This window comes from Devosia sp. Root105 (assembly GCF_001424865.1).
Taxonomy (GTDB): domain Bacteria; phylum Pseudomonadota; class Alphaproteobacteria; order Rhizobiales; family Devosiaceae; genus Devosia_A.
The window spans coordinates 26,500-45,704 of record NZ_LMCR01000004.1 but is presented as its reverse complement, the minus strand read 5'-3'; the positions used below and the strand labels follow the sequence as shown (position 1 = coordinate 45,704).

10 protein-coding genes are annotated in these 19,205 nt (G+C 66.1%); 1 reads left to right on the top strand and 9 read right to left on the bottom strand.

From position 1 onward, the window contains the following. Positions 1-95 precede the first annotated feature (95 nt). Both ASC68_RS06960 and ASC68_RS06955 read right to left on the bottom strand, forming a co-directional pair. Positions 96-857, bottom strand: a complete 762-nt coding sequence (locus ASC68_RS06960) for a Crp/Fnr family transcriptional regulator (protein WP_055876919.1) — start codon at positions 855-857, stop codon at positions 96-98. A gap of 765 nt (positions 858-1,622) precedes the next feature. Further along, positions 1,623-1,829, bottom strand: coding sequence for a hypothetical protein (locus ASC68_RS06955; RefSeq protein WP_055876916.1), 207 nt, complete (start codon positions 1,827-1,829; stop codon positions 1,623-1,625). A 608-nt stretch (positions 1,830-2,437) separates the two neighbouring features. On the opposite strand from ASC68_RS06955, the gene ASC68_RS28600 reads away from it, so the two are divergent. Then, positions 2,438-2,785: a hypothetical protein gene (locus tag ASC68_RS28600; protein WP_156387272.1), complete on the top strand. Its 348-nt coding sequence runs from the start codon at positions 2,438-2,440 to the stop codon at positions 2,783-2,785. Between the two features lie 367 nt (positions 2,786-3,152). Here the strand turns inward: ASC68_RS28600 and pbpC are convergent, their stop codons facing one another. The 7 genes from pbpC to ASC68_RS06920 all read right to left on the bottom strand — a co-directional run bounded on the left by pbpC (position 3,153) and on the right by ASC68_RS06920 (position 19,200). After that, complete coding sequence (gene pbpC / locus ASC68_RS06950; RefSeq protein WP_082527976.1) at positions 3,153-5,279, bottom strand: penicillin-binding protein 1C; 2,127 nt, start codon at positions 5,277-5,279, stop codon at positions 3,153-3,155. Further along, the gene (locus ASC68_RS06945; RefSeq protein ID WP_055876913.1) at positions 5,276-10,759 is read right to left on the bottom strand and encodes an alpha-2-macroglobulin family protein; all 5,484 of its coding nucleotides are present in this window, start codon (positions 10,757-10,759) and stop codon (positions 5,276-5,278) included. Before ASC68_RS06945 ends, pbpC begins: the two co-directional genes overlap by 4 nt. 185 nt (positions 10,760-10,944) lie before the next feature. Then, positions 10,945-13,578 (bottom strand): nitrate reductase, encoded by a 2,634-nt coding sequence (locus ASC68_RS06940; protein WP_055876910.1) that lies wholly within the window; start codon positions 13,576-13,578, stop codon positions 10,945-10,947. 193 nt (positions 13,579-13,771) lie between these two features. Continuing rightward, a complete protein-coding gene (nirD, locus tag ASC68_RS06935) occupies positions 13,772-14,110 on the bottom strand; it encodes a nitrite reductase small subunit NirD (protein ID WP_055876908.1) in 339 nt (112 codons plus the stop codon). Further along, the gene (gene nirB / locus ASC68_RS06930; RefSeq protein ID WP_055876905.1) at positions 14,110-16,560 is read right to left on the bottom strand and encodes a nitrite reductase large subunit NirB; all 2,451 of its coding nucleotides are present in this window, start codon (positions 16,558-16,560) and stop codon (positions 14,110-14,112) included. Before nirB ends, nirD begins: the two co-directional genes overlap by 1 nt. Then, positions 16,557-17,840, bottom strand: a complete 1,284-nt coding sequence (locus ASC68_RS06925) for a nitrate/nitrite transporter (RefSeq protein WP_055876902.1) — start codon at positions 17,838-17,840, stop codon at positions 16,557-16,559. The genes nirB and ASC68_RS06925 overlap by 4 nt, the downstream gene beginning before the upstream one ends. A 565-nt stretch (positions 17,841-18,405) precedes the next feature. Continuing rightward, a complete protein-coding gene (locus tag ASC68_RS06920) occupies positions 18,406-19,200 on the bottom strand; it encodes an ABC transporter ATP-binding protein (protein WP_055876899.1) in 795 nt (264 codons plus the stop codon). Positions 19,201-19,205: the final 5 nt, after the last annotated feature.

Below are 19,205 nucleotides of genomic sequence, written 5' to 3'. Positions count from 1 at the left end.
CCCTCTCCCCAGAGGGGCGAGGGGACGCAAGACCGCTGACGATGGCGCATCGCATTCCGATGGGCTCTCCACGATTTCCCCAAACGAGGAGCACCCTAATAGCTCACCTTGCGATAGTGCTTGGGCTCCCGCGGCTCAACCAGCTCCGGCTCGCTCTCCGGCCCCAGGAGGTTGGCATATTCCTTTTCCGCAAGGCCGTAGGCGCCGTTGGTGAACTCGGCGAGGCCGGCGCGATCGATGATCGCCACCACGCCGCGCATGGTGCGGATCAGGCCGCGGGCCTCGAGGTCCTGCAGGGCCCGGGTCACCCCGGCACGGCGCACCGCCAGCATCACCGACAGGAACTCGTGCGTGATCTGGAACGACTCGCCCAGCCGGTCGCCCACCATCAGCAGCCAGCGCGCCACCCGCTGCTCCAGCAGCAGCCGCCCATTGGCCGAGGCGGTCGAGGCCACCTGCACCGCGAAGGCCTGCGCGTAACGCATGAACAGCTGATGCAGCGACGGGCTGTCAGCCAGCGCCGCGCGCAGGTGCTCGGGGTCGACGCGCACCGCGCTGCCGCCACCCTGCACCACGGTGCTGAACGGGGTCTTCTCGACCCCATGCACCACCGCGAGGCCAGTCATGCCCTCCGGCCCGATCAAGCCCACCTCGATGATGCCGCCATCGGCATCGTCGGCCACCACCGAGGCGAAGCCGCGCTCGATGAAGTAGATCGACTCGACGCTGCGGTTGGCCACTTCGAGTGCGTTCTGCGGCGCGAGATCGACCCGCTCCATTGGCCCCAGCAGCGCCAGGTCCTCAACGGACAGTCGCGACAGCAGGCCATTCTCGAACCGCGATGACAGAAAGGACAAACGCCTGCGCTCCTGCTTTGCACAGCGCCCCGCCAGTTGTTTCCCTATTCAGGGCCGGCGCAACACGCCGCAACAAATGGTCATGGGCAACTGCTCATGCCAAAAACACCAATGTCAGGTGAAACTGCGCCCCCCGCAGATTCCCTCTTGCGCCGCGGCTGCCCTCGCTAGGCAGCGGTCAGTGCGCTGGCGGCTTCTGCCGCCGGTTGCTCGCCGATCCCTGGAAACGGGTTGTTGCTCGGCGATGTGCCTCAATGGTAGCAGCAGGGGTTTCCTGCAATAGGCCAGAAACTCTACCAAATACTTTCATCTAACTGTACGAATTCGTACAGACGCACCATGGATACTACCGACGCACTACGACGCTACATCACGCACGGCAGGTGATCAAGGCAACATTCAGGTCGATCGGCTCCGGACTCGGCAACGATACGTCAAGCGGAGACTGAGGAATGAATTGCGACAGAAATGCGGACAGCCATCATGTATCGTTTCGCGCCGTCGAAATAACGGGGGAAATGCCGCTTTCTTTGGGTGAGCCGCAGCAACTCCCATGTTGCAGCGGGTTTCTTGGCGGCGCGGCCTTTACCGTTCGCTAACGCTGAGTGCGTTCCGCCACTACGCTCGCCCCGACATCGAGCGAAACCGCCGCATCTGAGGCGCAGCGCCGAACTCCGCCGTCCAACATCAGACTCAACCGCCCGACCGGCGACATGACGCCGCCCAGTTGCCCCAGAAACGTCTCACAACTTTCCCGAAAGCGCTCTAGTCGGCGAGGTGCAGCAGCTCGCCCTGGCCGCGTGCTAGGACGTAGCGGTCGAGCGCCGGCCGGATCGTCATACCATCGCCGGCGCGCGGTATCGCCGACAGGCAGAGCCGAGGTTGCTCCCGGGCCAGTACCGGCACCGTCAGGGCCCCGATGGTCAGCAACACGATCCCGGCGAGAACCATCATCTTCACGATAGAGGTCACTTCCGAGTTCCTTTCCCGCCCAGCGAACGCCGTGCGCCCGAACGTGTCTCCAAGCTCGGGTGTGGACTGTCACAGCCTTGGCGCAGAACGCCGGGCCACGGCTGGAGGGGCGACCATCCGGACGGCAGGGCCTCCACCCGGATGGTCGATCGACCGCTTGCCGTTCCGACCGCGGGTTGCATCGGTCTGTGGTGGCCTTGGGGGCTCGCGAGTCAGCGATGGGGGAGCCACCTGGAACATTGTGCCGTTGGTCGAACCGAACGCAGCCAAGGCCTCACGTCTCACCTCCGCCCGACAGCCTCGATGTTATATGCAAGTATTAATGAAAGTCAGAATCAACAAGACTCACTTCTAGATGCTCTTCAATCAATTTTCGGAGGTCACCGTACGCTTGCGAACTCCACATCACAATTACGACAACCACAGATCGTCGACCTAAGCTTTATGTTTCTGTACTATGACGTACACGGCGCCGGGATCGCCGGAGTTCGCAAGGATGAGGATTACCGGTGGTGACGGTCGCCTGCGGGAACGAGCGCCACGGGGCGGCCGCCAATGGAAGATGGGGAGGGAGCCTCCATTCGCATCTGGCCTCGTGGCGCTCCCCAATGTCCACTGATCCAGCGGACACGGAATCCTGCACCTTTGTTGCCGCTTCTGCGGCGGGGGAAAGGGGATCAGGCGCGCCGGGCAACGGCCGCGGACCGCTCTCGATCCACACGGCGCCAGCCCTGAGGCGCCTGCAGCAGCTATTGCTGGGAGGCTTCGCCTATGCGCCTGCATTGTGCGCGGCCAGCAGTGAGGCCAATGTCGTCTCGACACTGGAGATCGAGACTATTCGCACCAACGGCCATCGGTCAACAACAGTCCATATTCCGTCCGCGACCGCACAACATTCGTGCGATTTGGCACACATGTCCTTCCTTAGTCTTTCCAGCTTTCGTCATTTCTGCTGAATACTTAGATCGCAACCGGTCACGTCGGGACCGCTCGGAAGGCGGCGGCACTGCCCCCTTGGCGCGGACGGGCGCTCGAACCGGATCGGTTTTGGCACAAGCCTGTCTATGGGGAGTTCTCACTGCAGCGCCGGGCGCTTGCGAAATGGAGCCGCCCGGCGAATTGGAATGCCGAGCGGCTAAGTGAGGCCCGCGCAGTATCGAGGCGGCGCTGTTCCGTTTTGATGAAGCCTATCGGCCGCAGTCTTATCTAATTGGCGGCGAATGCACCCTAACCGGCCGCCGCTGCGTCCGGCTCTCCGTCGGTCCCGCGCACTCACCCCGGCCCTCTGTGCAGGAGGGCGAGGCCCAACTGCCACTCCACCCCCTAATCCAGGAACACCTTCACCGTATCCGAGCGACCCTCGGCATCCACCACCGACAGCGTCACGAAGCCCGGGCCATCCGGGCGCCAGCTGTTCTGCCGGGCGAAGGCGGAGCGGCCGAAGGGGGCGCCGTTGGCGAAGAAGGTGAAGGGCGGCACGCCGTTGCGCACCTTGACGATCAGCGGCGCCTCGTTGCCCGAGGCGAGGCCCAGATCGACGTCGACGCCGTCGCTCGGATAGGCGATCTGCGGCGCCGCATCGCGCTTCACCTTCTGCTCGTCGGGATGGCGGAAGCGGCGCAGCGGCAGCGGCAATTCGGAGTTGGAGGCAAAAATCGTCCCCGGCGGCGCATCGCGCAGCGGCACGGTCTTTTCGGCCAGCCGGTCAAAGCTCTCGAACAGGATCGGGGCCGCGGCGCCGATGCCGGTAATACCGGGGATCTGCGAATTATCCGGCCGGCCGACCCACACCCCGATCACCGTCTTGCCGTCAAAGCCGATGGCCCAGGCATCGCGATAGCCGTAGGAGGTGCCGGTCTTGTAGGCGATGCGCCCGGCCGAACCGTTGAGCGGCGGCGGCACGTCGGCGAGAATGTTGCCGACATACCAGGCGGCGATAGGATCGAGCACCGGCGCCGGCGTCTCGGTTTCCTCGGCCACCGGCTTTACCCCATCGCGCAGCACCACCGGCGTGCCGCCCCGGCCGATCGCCGCATAGATCGAAACCAGGTCGCGCAGCGTGACACCGACGCCGCCGAGACCGACCGCCAGGCTCGGCGCCGTATCGGCCGGCAGCCGCGCTGCCGCGTGCGCCCGCTTGATCCGCGCCACCAGCCGCGCCGGCCCGACCGCGTCGAGCACCACCACGGCGGGAATGTTCAGCGACTCCGTCAGCGCTTGGCGGATCGACACCGTGCCACGGTTGAAGCCGTCGAAATTGACCGGTACATAGCCGTTGAAGGCCGTCGGCCGGTCCTCGATCAGGCTCTCGGGATGCGCCATCCCCAGTTCGAACGCCAGCCCGTAGATCAACGGCTTCAAGGTCGAGCCGGGCGAGCGCACCGCCTCGGTCATATCGACATAGCCGTCGCTATCGGCATTGAAGAGCCCGGCCGAGCCGACCGAAGCGAGGATATTGCCGGTCTGCTGGTCGGCGACGACGATCGCCACCGACAGCTTTGAGCCGAGCTGCGCCGCGCGATCGGCGCCGAGCCGCTCGAGCTTGGCCTGCAGCTTCCGCTCGATGGTGAGTTCGATCTTGCGGGCGTTCGGATGCGCCTTCACCGCCGCCTCGGCGAGATGCGCCGCATACATCGGGAAATCGCGCCTGACCTTCGGCATCGGCTCGAGCTTGGCCGCTTCCGCTTCCTCGGCGCTGATCACCTTGGCCCCCACCATGCGGTCGAGCACCAGGTTGCGCGCCGCCCGCGCCACTTCGATGTCGCGGTCCGGCCGCCGCGCCTCGGGCGATTGCGGCAATGCCACCAGCAGCGCACATTCCGCCGTGGTCAGCCGGCCCGGCTCCTTGCCGAAATAGGCAAGACTCGCGGCGCGGATGCCCTCGATATTGCCGCCATAGGGGGCAAGGGTCAGGTAGAGCGTCAGGATTTCGTCTTTGCTGAGGCTCTGCTCCAGCGCATCGGCATGCACCATCTGGCGGAGCTTCCCGGCAATGTTGCGCGTCGGCTCGCCGCCGATCAGCCGTGCCACCTGCATGGTGAGGGTCGAGCCGCCCGACACGATCCGCCCTGCCCCGGCATATTGCACCGCGGCCCGCAGCATCGAGGGCCAGTCGATGCCGTGATGCTCGTTGAAATGCTGGTCCTCATAGGCCAGCAGCATGTCGATGAAGCGCCGGTCGACCTCTTCGATCGTCACCGGCAGGCGCCAGCGCCCATTGGCCGTGGTGAACGGCCGGAGCAGCAGCCCGGCATTGTCGACCACCGCGGTCGAAACCGGCACCGCCGACACCACCGGAGCGGGCGGCAGCGTGGCGCGAATATCGCGCAGCACGGCGAGCCCATACTGGCTGCCGACCAGCGCCACGCCCGCCAGGACGATCAGCGTCGCAGTAAAGAGCCCCGGCGCGCGGAAGCGCCGGGGCTGCTGTTTGTGCGCGGCGGTGCTCATGGCCCGGTCGCGCTGACCTCGATCTGGCCCGCGTCGGTATTGCCGCGCAGCTCCGGCCGGTACATGTCCTCGACCGTAGCGCCCGGCATCACGAAGCTGCCCGGAGAGACGGCACGCACCATGTAGGCGGTGGTCACACTACTCGCGGCCGACGTGAACCTGAATGCGGCGACGAACTGGTCGGTCCGCGATTCAACATGCGCCGGCGTATCGACGGTGAGCCAGCTGAGGTCGGCGACGCCCGAGCCCTGCAGCAGGTCGGGGTTCTCGATCTCGAACCCGGCCGGTAGCGGATCGGCCACCACATACTGGCCCGAACCGAGCTGGGTCGGCTGCGTGGTCAGCACCACCACGAAGCGATCGTTCTGGTGGACGTTGCTGAGGTCGGCCGGCTCGCCATTCGGCAGGTAGTAATCCCGCTGGATGGTGAAACCGCTCGAGCTCGCCGCCGGCGGGGTCGCCGGGATGGCGGTGACGGTCACCTTCATCTCGGTCGGCCGGTTTCCATTGTTGACGATCTCGACCGCCTCGCTGTCGAACGCCTCCTGGTCGTAGCGGCGATAGACGGTGCCGGTGAGCGGATCGCCATTGATCGTCACCGAACCATCGCCCGCCTCGCGAGCCAGCGCCGCGGCGGCCACCAGGGTCCACGCATCCTCCTGGGTGGAGGTCCAGCGGGCCTGGTCGCGCAGCGTCGCGAGCTTGCTCGTCAGTGCCGCGATATCGACACCCGACGGCGTGAACTCGGCGGCGAGTGCAAGCACTCCGGCCGTATCGCGCAGCTGGCTGCCATAGTCGTTGCGGTACTTCGCCCGGTCCTCACGTGCCCTAAGGTCCTCGACGGCCGCCTGGAAGGCCGTCGCCGCACGGGTCCGGTCGCCATAGAGGGCGAGCGCGGCGCCGAGCTGGGCCTTGGCCAACGGCGAGCCGAAGGCGCTGAGGCGCGCCTCGAGATAGTACCGCAGGTCGCCGATGGCGGCCCGGCCGGCGCGCGCCAGATCGTAGAGCGCGAAGGCCACGTCCTCTCCGCCGACGGTGAAGTCGGTGGCGTAGGACACCTGGTTGCCGAGGTTATCGAGCGCCCGGGTCATCGCCAGGTCCGGCACCGCGTAGCCTTCCGCCTTGGCGCGGAGCAGGAACTCGGTGACGTAGGAGTCGAGCCACAGGTCGGTGCCATCATACGGTCCCCAGAGGCCGAAACCGCCGCTGGAGGTCTGCTTGGCGAGCAGGTTCTTGATCGCGTCCTTGACCCGCTGGGTAATCGCTTCGTCATCGCCCAGACCAATCATCGAGGCGACTTCGTTGAGATAGAGCAGCGGCAGGGCCCGGCTCGAGGTCTGCTCGGCACAGCCATATGGATAGCGATCGAGCTGCATCAGGAGGCCCGGCACATCGAGGCGGGCAATCGGCCCGACTGCGAGCGTCAGTTCCCCGGTATGCGGCACCATGTCGGCGAACAAGCTCTTATCGAGCGTCGTCGCCGCGCCCACTTCCAGCGGAATCAGCTGGCTGGTGGTCACCGGAGCGCTGGCGGCACGGACCCCGAGCGTCAGCTCCTTGGTCTGCGTTGTTCCATCCGGCGCGGTGACAATCACCTTGAGCGTCTGGTCGCCGATCTCAGTGCCGGTGAGGCTGAGGTTGAGCGCGGTGCGCTCGCCCGTCGGCAACTCGACATTGGTTTCGGCAGCATCGGTCGAGAGCCCGGTACCGGTTTCCAGCGCCACCTTGTAGGTGCCCGGCTGGCCGGCGACGTTGTTGACCTCGACCAAAAGCCGCGACGTATCGTCGAGACGCAGGAACCGCGGCGGGCTCAGGTTAACCACCACCGGATCGCGCACGATCACGTCGGCGGAGCCATGGCCCACGGCGCCGGCGCTCCACGCCATCGCCATCAGTCGCACCGTGCCATTGAAATCCGGCATGTCGAAGCTGATCGTCGCGGTACCATCAGGCCCAACTTCGACGATGCCCGAGTGCAGCGCCACCAGCACGGTGGTCGCCGGCGGCGTGCCGAAGCGCGAGGCGCCCTCGTCACCACCGGTGCGGAACGCGCCGGGCGTGCCCTGCATCGGGTCGATCAGCTGGCCATAGAGATCACGCACCTCGACACCGAGCTGGCGCTGGCCGAAGAACCAGCCATCCGGATCCGGCACCTGGAACTTGGTGAGGTTGAGGATGCCGAGGTCCACTGCCGCAACCGCGACATAGGCCTTGTCACCCGCTTTGACATTGGCAAGCTTCACCGTGGTGGTGAAGGCCTGGCGCGGCAGCGCCTCCTTCGGCGCATCGAGGCTCAAATCAAGCTTCAGGTCGCCCGGCTCGACGTCGGCGAAAGCGAGGCCGAGCGCGCGCGCCGGCATGCGCTTGGCCTCAGCGCTGGCCGGACGATAGAGCATCGCCGTCACATAAGCGCCCGGGCCCCAGTCATCGGTGACTTCGAGCGGCACGGTGGTGCCGCCTTCCGGCACCTCGACCGCCTTCATGGCGATGATGCGATCGTCGACCACCATCACCAGCGCGGTGCCGGCGAACTGCGGATCGAGCTTCAGGTTGGCCGTCTCGCCCTTCCGGTAGGCCGGCTTGTCGAGCGCCACGGACAGCGTATCCGGCGTGTCGGAGCCCGCTTCCGGATAGTAGTAGCCGGCATAGAACTCGTAACTCGAGGAGGTGGCGCCTTCACCGGTGCTCGACACTTCGAGCCGGTACTGACCCCAGCTCACGGCCGCGCCGATGGCGACCGGGCCGGAGGCGAGCGCATCGACGGTGCCATTGGCAACTTCGCGCGTCGTGGTGATGGCTTCCCACTTCCAGGTGCCGCTGTTGCGGTACCACTGGTAGGTGGTCTCGACCCGCGACAGCGACCATTCGAGGCCGGCCTGGTCGACGGTTGCGCCATCGGGCGCCACCGCGATCACGTCGAAGGTGGCGTTGCTGCCCTCGGCCAGCCCGCTGGCATCGGCAAACTGCGGCTTCAGCCCGATGCGGTTGCCATCGGCCAGCACCGGCCGGGTGAGGCTGCGCTCGATGGCGCGGCCATTGCTGTCGACGAGGCGCAGGATCAACTGCGCTTCCAGCGGCCGCGTCGTCGCCTGCGGCGCGCTGACGGTGACTTCGGCGGTGACATTGCCGGCTTCGTCGGTGGTGCCGACAACGCCGAGCGGCTCACGCGAAGTCTCGAACGTGTCGTCGAGGCGGCCGAACGTATAGCCGGGGTAAGCCGGCAGCGACGTTACCGGCCGCAGCACCGCATCAGCCTCGACCGCGAGGTCGGGCGCGGTGGCGCCATAGAGATACTTGGCGGTCACTTCGACCGGCGTCACTTCGCCGGTCTTGATCGGTTGATCGGCGGCGCTGATTTCGAAGGCCAGCCGTTCCGGCTCGAAATCCTCGACCAGGAATCCGACATTGGTCAGGGCTTCGGCCTTGGGGTCGGCATAGAGCCGCATCGTCCACGAGCCGCGCATGGCTTCGGGGTCGAGCGTCACGGCGCTGAAATAGCCGCCGGCGCCGGCGTCATTCACCAGTTCGGTGCTCGAGATCACCCCATCCGGACGCTGCACTTCCAGCGTCAGCGGCAGGTCGGTCACCGCCTTGGCCTTCACGTCGCGCAGGATCGCGGTGAGGAACACCGTCTCGCCCGGGCGATAGACGCCGCGCTCGGTGGTGGCGAACAGGTCGAGCGGCCCCGGCGACGGCCGGCCCTCGACGCCGCGATCGGTGAGATCGAACGCCGCCTTGGAGACGTCGAGGAACGCATAATCCCCGCCATCGGTCTCGGTGGTGATCAGCTGCGGCGCCCGGCCGCCTTCGCCGCGTGACAGGCCCGGCGCGAAATCGGCCCGGCCATCGGCATCGGTCACCGCTTCGCCGAGGATCTCGTTGTTGACCGCGACCAGCCGCACCTTGGCATTGGCCACCGGCTGCGCGCTGGTCAGCGAGCGGACGAACGCATGGACGCCATCGTCGCCGGTCACTGTGGTCAGCCCCAGGTCAGTGACGATGAACCACTGCGTCGCGACTTCGCGCCAATACTCCTGCTGCACGCCATTGACCTTGGCGGTCACCACATAGGCGCCCGGCTGCAACTCCTTGACGATCTCAGCGACCGGAATGGCAGTCACCGTCATGGCATTGGGCGCGCCCTGCGCCAGGTCGACCTGACCTTCCCAGGTCTTCTCGCCGGTCGAATTGGCGACGTCTTCGGCCGAATAGCCATCGAGCGTGCGCTGGAACACCCCGTTGCGCACCGCGGTGGCGATCGATCGATCGCCGATCCGGTAGATCACCACGTCGGCGGTCTTGGCGTTCACCGAAGTGATCGGCAGGCCACCGCCGAGCCCGGCGGGCATCACATAGGCATTGTTGGCAAAGCCGACGAACGGCGCGCGATCCGGCACAAACAGGTCGAGCTCGACATCGGCGCGCAGCTCTTCGCCATTGGCCGAGGGCAGTCCGGCGCGCAGCTTGATGTGGTAGCGCCGGCCATGCTCGACGCCGGTGATGCAGATCTGGCTCTGCTCGGTCTCGACCGCCACGGTCGGCGCGTTATCGACCACGACGTAACTCGAGAGATCGGTGTCGCCCGAGGGCAGCGAATCCGAGAACACCGCGCAGATGCGCGGGTTGGCGGCTTCGGCATCGACCTGGTTGGAGGTGACGCGGAAGCCATGCTCGGCGACCGCCTTTTCCAGCGCCGCCTCGAGCGTCGCGTTGTCGACCAGCTTGAGGCTGGCGCGGTAGGTGGCAATGGTCTCGCGCCACATTTCGCGGCGCGACAGCGACACGGCGAGCGCGCCCAGTGCGTCGGCGCGTTCGGCGACGGTTTCGGCCAGCATCAGTGCGTTCATCGCCGCATAGGACGAGTTGACCGCGAGATCGTAGACGCCGTTGCCGGCTGCCGCCTCGATCACCGCGCGGGCCTCGGCCTGCGCCGCAAGCTTCAGCCAGACCGAGGGATCGTTCTTGTTGATCGCCAGCGCCTGGCGATAGGACACCATCGCAGCCGAGGGGTTCGACTGCGCCGAGGCTTCGTCACCGGCGGCCACCAGGTCGGCATAGGCGACATCCGGCGGCGGCGGATCGGTCTGCGGCAGGTTGGTCGCCATGTAGCGGGCGGAATCGACCAGATCCTGCGCCGGGAACGGCAGCTCGCTCAGCCGCGCCTCGACGTTCTCGGCCAGCGGCGGGGTGAAATCGACGCGGCCGGACGTGGCGCCCTTGAACGCCGTCTCGGGGCCGACATCCCCCTTGAGGAAGCACCAGTTGGCCTTCTCGTTATAGGTGAAGGCGCGGCAGATCTTGTCGTCGGTACAGGCGGCCGAGCAGGCGTCGACATCGACATCCTTCAGCACCGAATAATCGAAACCGGGGAGATCCGTGCCGGGCAGCAGCGTGATGTTGCGGTCAGCCGCATGCGCGGGACTGAGAGCAAGGGTTCCGGCCACGACAAGCCACCAGATCGACCGAAAAAGCCGCTGCATTCCCAAACCCCTATCGTATGAATACCTCTACCTCACCCTATGATGACTGGGGCTGAACGACAAATGAATGACGGGGGTCCAATCCTCAACATTTGCCGCTGAGCACTTTGTGGGTTGGCCACGGAGAGACCACCAACACAGGTGAGTTTTGGGTCAGCACCGGAGGGCAATCTAGGCGACAGACTTTACTCCGCCGCCTCCAGCCGGTTCACCTCGATCAGCCCGCGAATCTCCGCCCGGCACGAGCCGCAATTCGTCCCCGCCTTCAGCGCCGCCCCGATCGCCTCCACCGTGTGACAGCCACCCCGCGCCGCTTCGGCGATCTGGTTGGCGCCCACCCCAAAGCAGGCGCAGACGATCGGGCCCGGGTCCGGACGGTCGGCGCCCGGCCGGCCCACCAGGATATCGGCGCGCCGCGCCGGCTTGATCGTCTCGGTCAACAGCGACACCGCCCATTGCCGCGACACCAGCACCGGGTCAGGCGACAGATAGAGCGCAAAGATCAGCTTGCCGCCCTCGAACAGCGCGAGGCTCTGCCGGCCGCTGGCCTTGTCGGCGATGCTGAGCAGTTCGACCTTCTCGCCCACCCCGAATGCCGCCCGGGCCCAGCCGACCCAATCCTCGGGCTCGGTGATGAAGGCGAGCTCCGCCCGCCAGCCGCCGGTCGTTTCGGCGATCGCCCAATAGTCGGTGCCGGCGAATTGCGGCCGCACCCGGCTCACTGCAAAACCATAGCGCCGGGCCAAGGCCGGCCCTGCCACCACCATGGCCGATTTGAGCGCCGGCTGCCCCGATTGCGGGTCGGTCTGCCCGCCCACCAGCGCATCGATCCGGCCCTGCGCCGAGAACCGGTCGGTCCAGTGCATCGGCACGAATACCGAGCCCTTTTGCTGCCGCTCGGTCACCAGTGCCCGCACCAGCACGCTGCCATGCCGGTTCTCGAGCCGTACCAGGCTGGCATGCCGGATGCTTTTTTCGATTGCGTCGTCGGGGTGCAGCTCGGCGAACGGCTCGGCCATATGCGCCGACAGCCGCGCCGCTTTGCCGGTGCGCGTCATGGTGTGCCAGTGGTCGCGCACCCGGCCGGTATTGAGCACCAGCATGCCCGGTGGCGGCGTCAGCGGCGGCGGCGGCGCCACCGCGACGAAGCGGGCCCGGCTATCCGGGGTGAAGAACCGCCCATCGGTGAACATCCGCGCCGTGCTGCGCACCGCCCGCACCGGCCACTGCACCGGCTGCAGCCCGTCATATTCTGCATGCAGCAGACCCGAGAGGTCGAAGTCGCGGCTGCCCTCGTTCTCGAACCCCGATAGCGCCGCGTGTTCGGCGAAGATCTCGGCCGGCCGCTCATAGGCGAAAGCCTCGGCATGCCCCATCCGGCGCGCCACCTGCGTGACGATCCACCAGTCGGGCTTCGCCTCCCCCGGCGCGGCGAGGAACGGCCGCTGCCGCGAAATCCGGCGCTCGGAATTGGTCACCGTACCGTTCTTTTCGCCCCAGCCTGCCGCCGGCAGCCGCACATGCGCTTCCACCGCCGTATCGGTCGCGGCGTTCATGTCCGACACCACGACGAACGGGCAGGCCCGGATCGCCGCACGCACCTTGTCGGCCTCGGGCATCGAATCCACCGGGTTGGTCGCCATGATCCAGAGCGCCTTCACCTTGCCCTGTGCGATGGCCTCGAACAGCTCGACCGCCTTCAGGCCCGGCTTCTCAGCCACCCGCTCCGAGCGCCAGAACCGCTTCACCCGGTCGATATTGGCGGGTTCGAAATCCATATGCGCCGCGAGCATGTTGGCGAGCCCGCCGACCTCGCGTCCGCCCATCGCGTTGGGCTGCCCGGTCACCGAGAACGGCCCCATCCCGGGCATGCCGATTCGGCCGGTTGCGAGGTGCACATTGACGATCGCGTTGACCTTGTCGGTGCCGGTCGCCGACTGGTTCACCCCCTGCGAGTAGACCGTCACCGTCCGCGTCGTCTCGGCGAACCAGTCGTAGAATACCGCGATGTCGCGCACGCTGAGCCCGGTGGCTTCCGCCACCCGCTCGAGGTTCCAGCTGCGCGCCACGTCGAGCGCCGCGCCGAACCCGTTGGTGCTCTCGGCAATGAACTCGGCATCGACGGCGTTCCGCTCGGCCAGTGACTTCAACAGCCCGACGAACAAAGCCGTATCGCCATCCGGCTTGATCGCGAGGTGCAGGTCGGCCTGCTCGGCGGTGGTGGTGCGCCGCGGGTCGATGAGGACGATCCGCATCCCCGGCCGCTCGGCCTTGGCCTTTATGATCCGCTGGTACAGCACCGGGTGGCACCAGCTGAGGTTGGAGCCGACGAGGATCATCAGGTCGGCGAGCTCGAGATCCTCATAATTCCCCGGCACAGTGTCCGAACCGAAGGCCCGCTTGTGCCCGGCCACCGACGAGGCCATGCAGAGCCGCGAGTTGGTATCGATATTGCCCGAGCCGATGAACCCCTTCATCAGCTTGTTGGCGACGTAATAGTCCTCGGTGAGCAACTGCCCCGAGCCATAGATGGCGACCGAGTCTGGTCCGTGCTGAGCAATGGTCTCGGCGAAGGTTTTCGCGACGAGACCCAGTGCAGCATCCCAGCTGGCCCGCTCGCCGCCGATCTCGGGATAGAGCAGCCGCCCATCCAGCGACAGCGTCTCGCCCAGCGCCGAGCCTTTCGAGCACAGCCGCCCGAAATTGGCCGGGTGCTCGGGATCGCCGGCAATCGTCACCGAGCCATCCGGCTGCGGCGTCGCCAGCACCCCGCAGCCGACGCCGCAATAGGGGCAGGTGGTGCGGATAGTATCAGGCATCGTAGGTGCCCTGCCCGTCATCCGCCCTTCGGGCACCTCGCGGAGAGGGCATTCGCCCTCGTCCGCTGACCTCAAGGGGAGAAGGGCGATCGCCTCGATATCTCAGTCGGCCTCCCTTCTCCCCTTGAGGGAGAAGGTGGCTCGGCCGCAGGCCGAGACGGATGAGGGGCAGTTTAGTCAAGATAGGTCCCCCCTACTCCGCCGCCATCAGCATGACCTCTGCCGCCATGAAGATGCGGCCATCGACCACGTTCACCGCAAACGTCCTGACCTGCCCCTCGTCGGCGCCCTGCGCCTCGCCGGTCGCGAGATCGAACACCCAGTTGTGTAGCGGGCAGGTCACCGAGCCACCATGCACGATGCCTTCGCTGAGCGGCCCACCTTTGTGCGGGCAGCGGTTCTCGATGGCGTAGACTTGGTTCTCGGCAGTGCGGAACACCGCGATCTTGCCGGCTGGCGTGTTGACACAACGCGCGCCGCGTAACGGAACCTGCTCGAGGCGACCGATCTCGATCCAGTCGTTCATGTCCATCACTCCGCTGCCTGCGGCACGCCGAATTCCGCCAGTGCGGCGAACTCGTGCGCGTCCTTGCCGTTGACCCGCTCTTCCCACGGATCGACCTGGGCGAATTTCTGGCTGAACACGAACCGGTCGTAGTAGAAGCGGCGCTTCGTGAGGTCGCGGACGATCGAGGCCTGGATCGACTCCATCCCCACCCGCTTCAGCCACTTGTACATGCGCTCGAGATAGCGGCCCTGCTCGCGATAGAGCTGGGTCAGCGCGGCGATCACCTCGATCGCGTCCGTCTCAGTGTCGACGTGGCAGAGCGGCTCGGTGCCCTTGATGTCGAGACCGGCGGCGCCGGCAAAGACGATGTCGTAACCGCTGTCGACGCAGATCACGCCCACATCCTTGCAGGTCGCCTCGGCGCAGTTCCGCGGGCAGCCCGAGACCGCCATCTTCACCTTGGCCGGGGTCCAGCTGCCCCACATGAACTTCTCGAGCTTGATGCCGAGCCCGGTCGAATCCTGGGTGCCGAACCGGCACCAGTCCGAACCGACGCAGGTCTTCACCGTCCTGAGGCCCTTGGCATAGGCAGCGCCCGAAACCATGCCGGCGGCGTTGAGGTCGGCCCAGACGCCAGGCAGGTCTTCCTTCTTCACTCCGAGCAGGTCGATGCGCTGCCCGCCGGTGACCTTCACCGCCGGAATCTTGAACTTGTCAGCGACATCGGCGATGGCGCGCAGCTCGTTCGGGCTGGTCATGCCGCCCCACATGCGCGGCACCACCGAATAGGTGCCATCCTTCTGGATGTTGGCGTGCACGCGCTCGTTGATGAAGCGCGACTGCCCGTCATCCTCGTACTCGCCGGGCCAGGTGGCGATCATGTAGTAGTTCAATGCCGGCCGGCACTTGGCGCAGCCGCACGAGGTCTTCCACTCGAGTTCCTGCATCAGTTGCGGGATGGAGCGCAATTCCTTGGCGATGATCAGCCGGCGTACATCGTCATGGCCGAGATCGGTGCATTTGCACATCGGCTGCACGGCGGCGGGGTTGTAGCTGTCGCCCAGCGTCAGGAGCAGCAGCTTTTCAACCAGCCCGGTACACGAGCCGCAGCTCGCCGAGGCCTTGGTATGGGCGCGGACATCGTCGAGCGACGTCAGGCCCTTGGCGGTGATAGTGCCGGTGATCTTCGACTTACATACGCCGTTGCAACCACAGATCTCTGCCTCATCCGGCAAGGCTGCAACGGCCGCCGTAGGGTCCAGCGGGGCACCACCCTGGTAGTTCTGGCCGAAGATCAGCGTGTCGCGCATTTCGCGCGTATCGACGTTGCGCTTCAGCATATCGTAGAACCACGGCCCGTCGCCGGTATCGCCGTAGAGCACCGTGCCTATGATCCTGTCGTCCTTGAGGATCAGCCGCTTGTAGACGCCGGCACTGGCATCGCGCAGCACGATCTCCTCGCGGTCGTCGCCCTCGGCGAAATCGCCCGCCGAGTAGAGATTGACGCCGGTGACCTTGAGCCGGGTCGCCGTGGCGACCGGGGTAAACGTCGCCTTCTCGTCGCCGCAGAGCTGCGCGGCGAGGACGTTCGCCATGTCGTAGAGCGGCGCCACCAGCCCGAAGGTCGCCCCGTTCACTTCGACGCATTCACCCAGCGCGTAGATCGAGGGGTCCGAGGTGCGCATCTGCGCGTCGACCACGATGCCGCGATTGGCGGCGAGCTCGGCGGTCTTGGCGAGGGCGACGTTCGGCCGGATGCCGACCGCCATCACCACCAGGTCCGCCGGGATCACCGAACCATCGGCGAACTCGACGCCGGTGACCCGCTTGTCGCCGAGGATCTGCTTGGTATTGGCCGAGGTCATCACCTTGATGCCCCGCGCCTTCATCGATTCCCCGAGCAGGTACCCGGCCGCCGGATCGAGCTGGCGCTCCATCAGCGTCGGCATCACGTGCACTACGGTCACGTCCATGCCCTGCTCGTTGAGCCCGGCTGCCGCTTCGAGGCCCAGCAGGCCACCGCCGATCACCACCGCCCTGCCCTTGGCCTTGGCGGCCAGCATCATGACGTTCACGTCGTCGAGGTCGCGATAGGTGACCACACCCGCGAGGTTCACCCCCGGCACCGGGATGATGAACGGCACTGAACCGGTGGCGATCACCAGCTTGTCGTAGCTCTCGGTGATGCCGTTGGCCGAGGTCACCGTCTTGTTCACCCGGTCGATGGTTTCGACCTTGCAGCCCTTGTAGAGCGTGATGCCGTGCTTGATGTACCAGGCGTCGCCGTGGATCACGATGTCGTCGAAGCTCTTCTCACCCGACAGCACGGGGCTGAGCATGATGCGGTCGTAGTTGACCCGCGGCTCGGCGTTGAAGATCACCACATCGTAACGATCAGGGTCGGTCTCGAACAGCTTTTCCAGCGCCCGCCCGGGCGCCATGCCGTTGCCGATGATGACGAGTTTTTCTTTCACTGAACCGTCTCCAGTTGAAGGTGTGCGGCCGGCTGCGCGCGGGTCTGGCGGCGCACGGCGATGTGCATGAAGGCGAAAGCCACGGCGACCAGCACGAACAGCGCCATGAAGCAGCTGCTCCACAGCCCCGTCGCATCGTTGAGCCAGCCGAACAGCAGCGGCAGGATGAAGCCGCCGAGCCCGCCGATCATGCCGACGAGGCCGCCCACCGCCCCGACATTGTCAGGGTAATAGGCCGGGATGTGCTTGTAGACCGCCGCTTTGCCGAGGCTCATGAAGAAGCCGAGGACGAACACCAGCCCGATAAAGGCCCACGGGCTGATGCCGAAGTTGACGGTGAAGCTGCCATTGATGCCATGCACCAGCATGTCGCTGGGCGGCAGGGCGAGGATGAACGTCGCCACGGCCGAAACGCCGAAGGTCCAGTACATCACCGTCCGTGCGCCCACCTTGTCCGAGAGCGAGCCGCCATAGGCGCGGAACAGGCTGGCCGGGATCGAGTAGGCGGCGGCCACCATGCCGGCGGTCTTGATGTCGAAGCCGTAGACCCCGATCAGGTAGCGCGGCAGCCACAGCGTCAGCGCCACGAACGCCCCGAAGGCGAAGAAGTAGTAGAGCCCGAAACGCCAGACCCGGATATCCCTCAGCGGCGCGAACTCGGCGGCGAGGCTGCGCTGCGGCGCGCCCTCCTGGCGCCGCTTCACCAGCACCGGATCGTCCTCGGTGGTGAACCAGAACACCACTGCCATCACCGCGAGCACCGCGGCCCAGCTGAGCGCCACCGCCTGCCAGCCGAACGCCACCATGACGAACGGCGCGACGAACTTGGTCACCGACGCCCCGACATTGCCGGCGCCGAAGATGCCGAGCGCCGTGCCCTGCTGCTTTTGCGGATAGAACCGCGACACATAGGCGACGCCGACTGCGAACGAGCCACCGGCAAGCCCGACGCCGAGCGCCGCAATGAGGAACTGCTCGTAGGTCTGCGCGAAGACCAGCAGCGATGTGGCGACTGCCGCCGCCAGCATGGTCATGGTGTAGACCAGCCGCCCGCCATAACGATCGGTCCAGATGCCGAGCGCGATGCGCACCAGTGAGCCGGTCAGCACCGGGGTGCCGATCAACAGCCCGAACTGCGTCTCGGTGAGGCCGAGCTGATCCTTCAGCGCCACGCCGATGATCGAAAAGATCGTCCAGACGGCAAAGCAGACGGTGAAGGCGATGGTCGACAGCGTCAGCGCACGGCGCTGCGAGGCGATTTGAGCATCAGGGGCGCTCATGAATTCTCTCCGCTGGGATGAGAGCCAAAACAAAAAACTCCTAGGAGGCGCAGTCCGCTTACGGACCGTGCTTCTGAGGGCGACTTTGCCTGTTGGGGGTGCGCCCACCGTTGGACGCCGGATGAGAAGCACGGAAACCGTGTCTCATGAGAACAGTAATGCACGTAGCGTGCCAAACTGCGTTGGAAGCGAAAACGCTAGTCTTGGCAGTTGGTTAGCCGGATGCCGCGAAAGTGATCAGGCAGCAGCACTGACTAATTTGAGTCCAGAGCGGGCGGAGTGGTGCACAGATTTTGACCACCGGTACTGCGTGGTGAAAGTTTGGGCAGGCGCCGAGGGACCCACCCAACGTCCCACCCCCACCGGTGTCATCCCAGCGAAAGCTGGGACCCATCCATCGGCTGGTGCGGGCGGCGAGATGGGTCCCAGCTTTCGCTGGGATGACACCGAGTTTGCTGGGGGGGGGGGGGGGGGGGGGGGGGGGTTCCATCTGTGATCACCGCACCACCCCCACCCCCCGCCCCTCCCCTCAAGGGGGAGGGGAGCGACCACCCCCGTCGCGGTCTCAAGCCGCCTCCACAAACCGATGCCGTTCATACAAAAACTTCAGCACCGCCTCGCGGCACTTGAGATAGGTCCGGTCACCGGCCAGCTCGAGCCGCCGGCGCGGTCGGCCGAGCGGCACAGCGAGCACTTCGCCGATCCGCGCCGCCGGCCCGTTGGTCATCATCACGATCCGGTCCGAGAGCAGCACCGCCTCGTCGACATCGTGGGTGATCATGATCATGGTGTTGTGGAGCCGCTCGTGGATCTCCATCACCGCATCCTGCAGGTGCGCCCGGGTCAGCGCGTCGAGTGCCCCGAACGGCTCGTCGAGCAAGAGGATCTTCGGCTCCATCGCCAGCGCCCGGGCAATGCCGACGCGCTGCTTCATGCCGCCTGAGATCTCCGCCGGTCGCTTGTCCCGGGCATGGCCCATCTGCACCAGGTCGAGATTGTGCATGATCCACTCATGCCGCTCGGCTTTCGACTTCTTGCCGCCGAACACCTTGGCGACCGCCAGGTTGACGTTCTCGTAGACCGTCAGCCAGGGCAGCAGCGAGTGGTTCTGGAACACCACCGCCCGCTCCGGCCCCGGCCCGCTCACCACTTCCGAGCCAAGGACGATCGCGCCCGAGCTCACCTCGGTCAGCCCGGCGATCAGGTTGAGCAGCGTGGACTTGCCGCAACCCGAATGCCCGATGATCGAGATCACCTCGCCCTCGGAAATCTCCAGCGAAATGTCCTTCAGCACCTCCGAGGTCACCCCGTTGCGCTCGAAGCTTTTGTCGACGTGCTCGATTTTCAAATAGCCAGCCATGCTTG

Excerpts from the sequence above, each read along its gene's own strand:
- pbpC (WP_082527976.1), bottom strand. The coding sequence starts at position 5,279 with ATGAGCACCGCCGCGCACAAACAGCAGCCCCGGCGCTTCCGCGCGCCG.
- nirD (WP_055876908.1), bottom strand. The coding sequence starts at position 14,110 with ATGGACATGAACGACTGGATCGAGATCGGTCGCCTCGAGCAGGTTCCG.
- ASC68_RS06920 (WP_055876899.1), bottom strand. The coding sequence starts at position 19,200 with ATGGCTGGCTATTTGAAAATCGAGCACGTCGACAAAAGCTTCGAGCGC.
- ASC68_RS06940 (WP_055876910.1), bottom strand. The coding sequence starts at position 13,578 with ATGCCTGATACTATCCGCACCACCTGCCCCTATTGCGGCGTCGGCTGC.
- ASC68_RS06945 (WP_055876913.1), bottom strand. The coding sequence starts at position 10,759 with ATGCAGCGGCTTTTTCGGTCGATCTGGTGGCTTGTCGTGGCCGGAACC.
- ASC68_RS28600 (WP_156387272.1), top strand. The coding sequence starts at position 2,438 with ATGTCCACTGATCCAGCGGACACGGAATCCTGCACCTTTGTTGCCGCT.
- ASC68_RS06925 (WP_055876902.1), bottom strand. The coding sequence starts at position 17,840 with ATGAGCGCCCCTGATGCTCAAATCGCCTCGCAGCGCCGTGCGCTGACG.